The 8,814-nt window shown below is 55.0% G+C and carries 8 protein-coding genes and 2 pseudogenes; 5 read left to right on the top strand and 5 right to left on the bottom strand.

The genetic code is table 11. The features are described from left to right. Nucleotides 1-120 precede the first annotated feature (120 nt). The 4 genes and pseudogenes from GOQ25_RS14335 (at nt 121) to GOQ25_RS19565 (ending at nt 3,436) form a co-directional block, all read left to right on the top strand. Entirely contained in the window at nt 121-642 is a 522-nt protein-coding gene (locus tag GOQ25_RS14335; protein WP_160351158.1) for a hypothetical protein, read from the top strand. Next, nucleotides 639-1,613, top strand: a complete 975-nt coding sequence (locus GOQ25_RS14330; protein WP_160351157.1) for a TniB family NTP-binding protein — start codon at nt 639-641, stop codon at nt 1,611-1,613. Before GOQ25_RS14335 ends, GOQ25_RS14330 begins: the two co-directional genes overlap by 4 nt. Then, a pseudogene (locus tag GOQ25_RS19795) lies at nt 1,610-1,957 on the top strand (TniQ family protein); the annotation flags it as partial. The gene GOQ25_RS14330 and the pseudogene GOQ25_RS19795, both read left to right, overlap by 4 nt. 312 nt (nt 1,958-2,269) lie before the next feature. Next, nucleotides 2,270-3,436 (top strand): hypothetical protein, encoded by a 1,167-nt coding sequence (locus GOQ25_RS19565; protein WP_236844583.1) that lies wholly within the window; start codon nt 2,270-2,272, stop codon nt 3,434-3,436. A gap of 81 nt (nt 3,437-3,517) precedes the next feature. On the opposite strand, the gene GOQ25_RS14320 is transcribed toward GOQ25_RS19565, so the two are convergent. Together GOQ25_RS14320 and GOQ25_RS14315 are read right to left on the bottom strand one after the other, a co-directional pair. After that, a complete protein-coding gene (locus GOQ25_RS14320) occupies nt 3,518-3,748 on the bottom strand; it encodes a hypothetical protein (RefSeq protein WP_236844587.1) in 231 nt (76 codons plus the stop codon). Nucleotides 3,749-3,840: 92 nt separating this feature from the next. Continuing rightward, nucleotides 3,841-4,230 (bottom strand): annotated as a pseudogene (locus GOQ25_RS14315) (integrase core domain-containing protein); the annotation flags it as partial. 435 nt (nt 4,231-4,665) lie between these two features. On the opposite strand from GOQ25_RS14315, the gene GOQ25_RS14310 reads away from it, so the two are divergent. Then, nucleotides 4,666-5,619: a LysR family transcriptional regulator gene (locus GOQ25_RS14310; protein ID WP_160351155.1), complete on the top strand. Its 954-nt coding sequence runs from the start codon at nt 4,666-4,668 to the stop codon at nt 5,617-5,619. 12 nt (nt 5,620-5,631) lie between these two features. Here the strand turns inward: GOQ25_RS14310 and GOQ25_RS14305 are convergent, their stop codons facing one another. The 3 genes from GOQ25_RS14305 to GOQ25_RS14295 are packed head-to-tail and all read right to left on the bottom strand — an operon-like array spanning nt 5,632 to nt 8,807. Continuing rightward, nucleotides 5,632-6,468, bottom strand: coding sequence for an ABC transporter permease (locus tag GOQ25_RS14305; RefSeq protein ID WP_370519956.1), 837 nt, complete (start codon nt 6,466-6,468; stop codon nt 5,632-5,634). Between the two features lie 29 nt (nt 6,469-6,497). After that, nucleotides 6,498-7,745 carry an ABC transporter permease gene (locus tag GOQ25_RS14300; RefSeq protein WP_202109483.1) on the bottom strand — a complete coding sequence of 416 codons (1,248 nt, stop codon included), beginning with the start codon at nt 7,743-7,745 and terminating at the stop codon, nt 6,498-6,500. Nucleotides 7,746-7,769: 24 nt separating this feature from the next. Next, the gene (locus GOQ25_RS14295; protein ID WP_160351153.1) at nt 7,770-8,807 is read right to left on the bottom strand and encodes an ABC transporter substrate-binding protein; all 1,038 of its coding nucleotides are present in this window, start codon (nt 8,805-8,807) and stop codon (nt 7,770-7,772) included. Nucleotides 8,808-8,814: the final 7 nt, after the last annotated feature.

Raw genomic sequence — 8,814 nt, 5'->3', positions numbered from 1 at the left:
CTCGGATACTTAACCCCGGCGCAATTCGTGCAGGCTCATCAGAAAGAAGGTTTTTTACCCCTGGACTCTATGTCGGTGCCGTACTAAATCCGGGGGCAGGTCAGAAAGACAGGCATTACGGTGAGTGGCGGACTAAGCTATCGCGGCGAAAACCTGAGTTACCTGATTGCCAAATACGGTGAATCCATCGTGAAGGTTTTAGTGGATCCCGATGATTTCCGGCAAGTGTTCGTTTACGAAGGAGAAGATTCTCCGCTTGTCCCGCTGACCGAAGTTGGGGCGGATGAGACCTCGCCTGGACACACGGTCAGAGCAGTAAAGGAGATGCGGCGTCAACAGCGGGTAAACGCACCAGCTAATGACGAGCCTACAAAGTTCCGTGGGGATTTGTATGAACACTCAGTGGGCAGCAAGGCTACAGCATCTAGCAAGAAGCGGTCGCGTCCTGCGCGAAACCGTGAAATCGCAGGCGCCGCCAAAAATTCGGCGGCGTTAGAAAGAGCACACGCCCAGCCATTGATGACAGTTCAGCGCGGTTCAGCGGGAGCAGATTACCTGGCGCCGGACGAACCGGAGTTTGCCTTTGATGACATTAGCACTCTGCCCGTACTCGATCGTGCGGATGGGAGAGAGATCGTATGAATACTGCGTATGATGTGAAAAAGAAGATCGAATCGCTTGAGATTCAACATCCAAGGTTCGCTGATCTTTATGAGGCCTTGAATGATCGTATCCAAGACGCTCTGAAAGGGGATGCCGCCCGCATTGAATGGGTAGTCGGCCCCTCTCGGGTCGGGAAGTCGATGCTGATCAATACGCTGTCGCGCTCATATCCCGAAACTAGAGTCTCGGGTAAGCGGCACGTGCCCGTCCTGACAGTTCCAATTTCTCCAAATATTTCTCCCAAATTATTGCCGGCGAGCGTGCTGTTGGGGTTGGGATTGCCAGTACCGCCGCGGAGCATCACTTCTGGGGTGCTGGGTGATCGCATTCGCGATCAGCTGCGATTAGCACATACTCGCGTAGTGATCTTTGAAGAAGCGAGCCATCTGGTGGAGCCAGGAGCGCGTGTGGCACCGCGTGCGGCAGGTGACTGGTTCAAATCCCTGGCCGATGACCTGAATATGACGTTAATTCTCTTCGGTGTCCCCCGACTAGCGAGGCTTTTTGAGGCCAATGAGCAGCTGCGTCTACGCGCGTCCACAAGGAAGGAATTTCGTCCATACGACATGCGAGATAGAACGGATCAACAGTGCTTCGCTTCGTGCGTTGGAGCCTATGCGAATCTTTTTAAAAATTCAGGATGGTCCATTGATGTAGCCTTCAAAGATCTCATTTTGCATTGTTACTTATTGTCCGGTGGGGTCATTGGGGTGGTGAGTCGGTTCATGCAGGAACTTGCGTCTCAGATGCGTCGCAAAAGAGAGCGAGTTATCACCCTAGAGGACTGCCGGGGCGCGGTTAGGAACGTTGAGGGAGTAAATCACCCAAAATTTTCTGCCTTCTACGAGGAAGAAGTGTCGGCCGCTGCTCTGCATTCCGTACATGCGCATGTGTTGGAGATGAACGGGATGGGGTTACCCAAGCATGAGAAAGTAGGGAGTGCGACATGAGCTTGGTGGTCACTTTCCCGCCTCACCCTGATGAGTCAGGATTGGGATATTACCGTCGTCTGGCAGCGGAAAATTTGATGTGGGGATGGAGAGAACTAGCCGCGGCAGCAAATAAGCATGCGACCCGTGAATCGCTGCTGTCACGGCCACAGCATACTTCGGAGGTTCTGGGACTGGATCCGCAATGGACGCAACGTGCTCATGAACAGGATCTAGAGACCCGAACTTGGCGCCTCTTCCGTCGCTTCTCCAAGTTCGATGCCGTGTGCCCGTGTTGCATTCGAGAGACCAAGTACTTGCGGCAGGCGTGGGAAAATTCCTACGCGACCTGCTGCCCAGAACATAACGTTCGTTTGATAGATCGCTGTGATTCATGTGGCGAACAGCTGGGTGTAGACCGAGACCGAATCAAATATTGCGCTTGCGGCCATGACATCGGAGTTTCCGTTACCCGCGCACCCACCCGGGCTGAGCTCTGGCTATCTACGCTTATTGCAAGCAATGGCGCATCACCGGGCACGATCCGACCTAAGATACAGGGGGCAGACGTCAACAAGCTGTGCCTTTTGGTTCGAGACTTGTGCTTGATGATTGATCCGAATGTACCCCCGCCAAGTCGTAGCGCTGGGACCGTGAGAACAGTCGCGGATGCTATCTTGCTTTTGGAACCACTGGACCTTCTGTTGAGGGACTGGCCAGTTAACTTCAAGGCACATGTCTCCGAACGTATTGCTGTTGGTCGGCCTAACGCTCGAACTCTGAATAAATTGCTCGGTGAATGGTACATACAGTTAAGGAAAAGATGTCATGGCACTGTGTTCGAGCCGTTTTTGGTTGCCACACTTGAGGTGGGGGCGAAAGAGTTTGATGGCGTGCTGGGCAACGATCCATCTGTATACGCTACTGCCAAAAGCACTGAATATTTGTCTATGACGGCCGCAGCGCGGTTGACCGGCCTTACGCGAGATCATTTAGGTAAAGCGGTTCTCAGCGGCAAAATTCCATCTCGGAGTTTCTTACTAGGGACGCGGGGTCGAGCCTATGAGGTGCCTAGGCAGGACGCAGAGCGAATAGCCATGGAACGGGCGAAATGGTTGCGCCTGGCCGAGGCAGCAAAACGGGCGGGAGTGGGCGAGGTAGTCATGAAGAGTATGACAGAGGCTCGTGTGGTGAGCTTTGATCCGCAATGGCGCAGGAATGTCTTCAAGGCGGGCGAGATAGAGGCAAGCTCCATCGACCAGCTTTACAGCGTGCTGGTACACAGGGTCAAGATCGTAGACACGTCCGATAAGGAAATTGTTTTGTGGTCAGATCTCATGAGCCGGCGCTGGGGTAGCAATTCAGCCATCCAGTCAGTCATGCAGGCTGCTCAACGTGGCGATCTTCGTGCCGTCGTGAAGGGATCAACGATCGGAAAGATGGGGTTTCTACGCTCAGAGGTGGCAAAGTATTTTGGGGTGCCTGTGCTGGAGTCTGGGATGTCTCTGAAACGATTGGCAGGCGTGACGGGTTGGAAGCAGGAAAATATAAGGCACTGGATTAACGAAGGGCTGATGCACACTGAAGAGGTGAAGCTACCAGGTCAACAGCGTGATGTCATTCTTCCAGAGCAACTGTTGGCGTTCAGGCAAACGTACGTGCCTCTGGCAGATTTGGCAAAGTCCATGAATACCAAAGCCTCAGCTCTTGCGCGAAATCTGGGTGGCGCGGTAGAAGTGATTGGTGCCCTAACCCTTCGGAACGGTTTGCGCCGTGGAGGGCTGCTACGGGTGGCTGACCTGGGAAGACTGGCGGTGGCGCAAGCCAAGGCTAACCGGAAGTGATTGGTATGACCGGGGTGCTAGAGAAAAAAGAGCACCCTCGCCGGGCGATCTATCGCAGTTGTTAGAACGGGGTAAAACGAACTATTTGCCCGGTCTCAGGTCAAGCCCGTCAAGCTCTTCAAGGGTTGCAACAACAGATTCCACCAGGTCCCCGTCGAAGTCATTGCGATCTGCCTCTTCATGAGTACCTTTATTCAGGTATGTCCATACCAAATTGGTTGTCGGAACCCCGAGGATGCGACCATAGGCGGCGGGAATAAGCTCTTTATTGGCGTGGTTGAACGTCTTTGCGTCCCTAAGTTTCTTTGCCAACGCTTCGCAAAGATTTCGCAGTGCTGGTTTGACCTACCCCCAGATTTAGTACGGCGCCGACATAGAGTCCAGAGTAAAAACTGTTGTTGCTGATGAGCCTGAGCGAACTGCTCGGGCGTTAGATATCCAAGCGCGCTATGCGGTCCCTCGGTGTTGTACTCGAGGCGCCAGTCTTCGATCAAGGATCTCGCTTGGCGCATTGATAGGAACCAGTGCTCGTTCAAGCATTCATCACGGAATTTTCCATTGAAGCTTTCGATGTATGCGTTTTCCACGGGCTTTCCTGGCCTGATGAACGACAGCTTCACGCCGACCTGGTAAGCCCAGGCGTCCAAGGCCCTGCCGGCAAACTCCCGGCCATGGTCCACGGTGATAGAGAGGGGCAACCCACGCAGTTCCGCCAGCCGTTGCAGCGCCTGCTTCACCCTGAATCCCGGTAGTGATGTGTCGACTTCGATGGCCAGACATTCACGAGTGTAATCAGCGGCAGGTCAACGACATACAGTTAGGCTGCCTGTCCAAGCAAGAATTTCAGTCTCTACAGTCGGTGCTGGAAAAATTGATTGATAGCGCTGAACAGGCCCTCTCTTTGCAGGCCTATCTATTGAAAGAGCAGTGAAAGGCGCAGAGGGCTGATTAGTTCGGACCCTTACGCCGGGTTGCCTCGCCCGGGACGATCCGGGTTTCGTCGACGAAATACTAATTGCAGGGCATGCGAGCCGCGCCGAGCGTCGAATAGGTTGTCTTTGTGTGACTTCAGATACGCCATCAATATATAGAGGGCGGACCCGCGACTACTTTTCGCGCCTTCGACGGCGGCCAGGCCCTAGGGAAAACGCTCACCATCGGTAAGTCGACGATAGCCAAATTACTCGTACAATCGGGCACACCATACGATCTCTAATCGTGAAGCCCCTATGAGTGAACGTCGCGACGAGTCCTCTCCACTGGCGCCGTCCCGCGCCATGACGACTCGTTTGGATCTCATGACGCTACGCCTCTTTGTTAGCGTCGTAGAACATGGTGGAATCGTCAGGGCTGCTCAAAGCGAGTTCATCGCTACGTCCGCCGTCAGCAAGCGCATTCAAGATCTGGAGTCAGCACTTCGTACTCCCTTGCTGGTGCGGCAGCGTCAAGGCGTCATACCTACCGAGGCCGGAAATGCGTTAATACGCCATGCGCGCCGACTATTGCGTGCCATGGCAGAAATGGAGACCGAGCTGCTCAGTTTCGCGGATGGCGAGCGGGGCAACGTGCGTGTCATGGTCAGCGAATCTGCACTGACAGATTTTTTCCCCACCGGTGTAAAGGCCTTCTCCGAAGCATATCCCAATATATTTATCGACCTGGTGGGTGGACTAAGTCCGAGCATACAGCGCGCGGTGGCCGATGAAACCGCCGACATAGGCGTGCTGGTTGGTTCGGTGACCGAACCGGGTTTGGAAGTCTCACCCTGCCGCTTCCGGGACCTACTGGTTCTCGTGATGGCCCCTCAACACCCACTTGCGCAGTCGGGAAGTCTTCGCCTGAATCAACTCGCCGGGCATCCGATTATCGAGCAGGAACCGAATAGTTCTGTGCAGCGGCTATTGCGCAGCGAAGCAGCTAGGACCGGCACAGCCCTACAAGCACGTATCCGAGTCGCTAGTTTCGAGGCCGCATGCAACATGGCTGCCGAAGGTCTGGGCGTGGGCGTGGTTCCCATGGGTTTTGCGCGGCGCATCGCCTCGTACCAGCCTTTGGTCATTGTCCATCTGGACGAACCTTGGGCACATCGCGAGTACAAGGTCTGCGTCAAGCAAAGGGACCAACAACCCAAGGCCGTCGAATTGCTCGTCTCTTATCTGACGCGTGGCGGACCACTCGCCTAGCCCTCGGCCGATTTACTGATCGCCGCTGGCACCCGCTTTCATGCTCCTCGCACGGTGCTTCAGGTATTCCACGGCAGACAACAGGAATATCGAAAGAATCACCAGAATGGTCGCAGCGGCAGCAATTGTAGGGTTGATCTCCTCGCGTACGCCATTGAACATTTGAAGGGGGATCGTACGTTGCTGCGGTCCGGCGAGAAAGATTGCCATGACAATGTCGTCGAACGACACTGCGAAGGCGAACACTGCACCGGAAATCACGCCCGGCGAGATAAGCGGCAGCATCACGCGCCGAAAGGCAACGATCGGTGCCGCACCCGAACTGGCCGCAGCACGCATCAGGTTCATATCAAATCCCTCTAGCGTTGATGCGACTGTTACCACCACGAACGGCACGGCGAGCATGGTGTGTGAAAGCACCATGCCGGCCAGACTGTTGTTCAACCCCACAGGCGCATATAGGAAATACAACCCCGTTGCACTGATGATCACCGGCACGATTACCGGAGAGGCGATGAACAACTGCAAGCAGGTCTTGATCTTACCGGGCAGCCGTTGCATACCGATCGCCGCGGCCGTCCCCAGGGACGTCGCAATCACCGTCGTTATGGCAGCGATCAAAAAACTATTACGAATCGCCATCACCCAATTATCCGAAGCGAACAATTGACGATACCAGCGCAACGAAACCCCTTCCAGCGGAAAAGTCAGGAACGATCCTCCGTTAAACGACAGGGGAATGATGATAAGCACGGGCAGCACGAGAAACACTAGGACCGCGACGCAAAGCACTCGCAAGCCGAACCTACAACTCTTATCGAACAAGCTCGCATTTTCGAACGTAACCACGAGAGATCTCCGATAAAACAGATGATGTGTCATTGCAGGACGCGCTGACGGGTTTTCGTCCAGCTAAGCGCAACCAGCACGACGCAGGTGATGATCAGCAGTAAACCGCCCAAGGCTGCTCCCATCGCCCAGTTAGCAGACTCCGTGATGAAGTGCGCAATGAAGAATCCGATCATCTGGTCGCCGGCACCGCCGATGAGTGCTGGCGTGATATAAAAGCCGATAGCCATCACGAAGACCAGAAGGCACCCGGTAGCCACGCCGGGCACAGTCTGCGGAAAATAGACGCGCCAAAACGCTGTCAGCGGACTTGCCCCCAACGAGATGGCGGCGCGCACAGTATGCTTGCGAATACCGGCCATCAGACTGTAGATAGGCAGGATCATGAACGGCAACAGAACGTGCACCAGCGCAATATAGGTGCCCGTTCGATTGAACACCAATGCCAGAGGGTGATCAATTAAACCGAGCCACTGCAACAGGTAATTCACCACCCCATCACGCTGCAAAAGCACGACCCACGCCGATGTGCGGACCAGCAACGCCGTCCAGAAAGGAATCAATACGGCGAGCATCATTACACTGGCTACACGGCCTCTACTGGATGCCAGTAGGTGTGCAACCGGATATCCCAACACCAGACAACACAGGGTCACAACGATGCTGATGCCGAATGTACGCTGAAACACCGTAACGAACACCGCCTCGTCGTTGGGCACCGGCGCGATTCCGCCCTCACTAGTACGGTGTAAGTCCATGGCAGCCAACATGTACATACTCGTGAGTGGACCGCTGGCACGTTGTATCGCTTGCCAAACCGGGGGCTGCCCCCATTTGTCCGAGATACTCGTCAACGCCTTCATTGCATTATCTGGTTGCGCCGCACCTAACCTGCGCGCGGTGCTCATGACCAGGCTACGATATCCACTGGTGTCCTGGTTCAGACGATTGGCAATGATATTCAGCGCCGGAGTGCCTTTGGCTGAACGCAAATCATCTATCCAGGCACGCGCGGCTGCTTCGGGGATTGGCGTCCGGGCGTCCCAGCCCGCTAGCGCACGAACAACGCCCGGCGCTGCCCGGCTGAACTGCCGATCGTCCACACTCATTTTCAGGATGAGGACGATCGGCACGACAAAGTTCACGACCAGAAACAACAGCAGGGGCGCAACTAGCCCGAAGGCCAGCCACTGGCGCCGCTTCTCTGTAAGACGCAGACGCTGACGCATAATCTGTCGATCCGCGTCAGTTAATGCAGGAATGACGGCTGTATTCATATACCCCCCTTCTAGAATACAACCCTATTGGGAGGCCCAGGCATTGAAGCGCTGCGTCAGCGTTTCAATATTCTCTACCCAGAACTCGGCGTCCAGCGCCAGCGCTTCCGACTGATTAGCAGGATTCGTGGGCAAATTCTGGAGTACGTCAGGCGCGACTAGCTCGTTCGCGCGCAGGTTGGTGATCCCCTGGTTGCCAAGCGTAGGATATGACTTTTGAGCGTCGGCGGAAGTAGCGTAAGCGAGGAACCGGTTCGCCACGTCCTTTATCTTGCTGCCTTTCAAGATGACGAAGTAGTCAATAGCGTAGACACTGCCCGGCCAAACGACCCTGAAGTTAGTACCCTCCATGCGATTGGCAGAAATAGCACGACTGATATAAATTGCTCCCATGGAGACATCACCGGCAGCGATGAGCTGCGGCCCTTGGGCTCCAGCACTCCACCACACGATGTGATTCTTGATTTGGTCGAGTTTTCGGAATGCGCGGTCTACACCCTCCGGCGTGGAGAGAACCTTATAGACATCTTTAGCGGGAACGCCATCGGCCATTAGGGCAAATTCAAGGGTGTACTTCGGACCTTTTCGGAATGCGCGCTTGCCCGGAAATTTTTGCAGATTCCATACGTCGGCCCAACTGCTTGGACCCTGCTTTAAGCGATTACCGTCGTAGGCCAGACCCGTTGTCCACACCACCGCGCCCACGCCACAATCGGTCGCGGCACCCTCCATGAAGTCGTCCCGGTCACCGATCACGGACCAATCCAAGGGCTCAAAAAGTCCCTCTTCGCATCCCAGCAAGAGCTCGTCGGCTTCCACCTGCACCACGTCCCAGTTTGCATTACCGCCCTGGACTTTTGTGCGCAATATTCCCAGGCCGCCAGACCATGAGTCTTCAACTATCTTGACGCCGGTTTTGGCTGAGAAAGGATCGTAGTAGACTTTTTTTTGAGCTGCCTGGGTAGATCCGCCCCAAGCGGTGACGTGCAAGTCTTTTGCATGCGCCTGCGTCACCGTAGCGAGTGCGAGCGCGATAACTCCTAGTATTTTTTTCGATTTCATTTATCTC

The organism is Bordetella sp. 15P40C-2 (assembly GCF_009763235.1).
Taxonomy (GTDB): Bacteria; Pseudomonadota; Gammaproteobacteria; order Burkholderiales; family Burkholderiaceae_B; genus Bordetella_A.
This window is presented reverse-complemented; position numbering and strand designations above follow the sequence as displayed.

What these genes read in the sequence shown, in the direction of transcription:
- GOQ25_RS14330 (WP_160351157.1), top strand. Translation starts at nt 639, where the DNA reads ATGAATACTGCGTATGATGTGAAAAAGAAGATCGAATCGCTTGAGATT.
- GOQ25_RS14295 (WP_160351153.1), bottom strand. Translation starts at nt 8,807, where the DNA reads ATGAAATCGAAAAAAATACTAGGAGTTATCGCGCTCGCACTCGCTACG.
- GOQ25_RS14300 (WP_202109483.1), bottom strand. Translation starts at nt 7,745, where the DNA reads ATGAATACAGCCGTCATTCCTGCATTAACTGACGCGGATCGACAGATT.
- GOQ25_RS14310 (WP_160351155.1), top strand. Translation starts at nt 4,666, where the DNA reads ATGAGTGAACGTCGCGACGAGTCCTCTCCACTGGCGCCGTCCCGCGCC.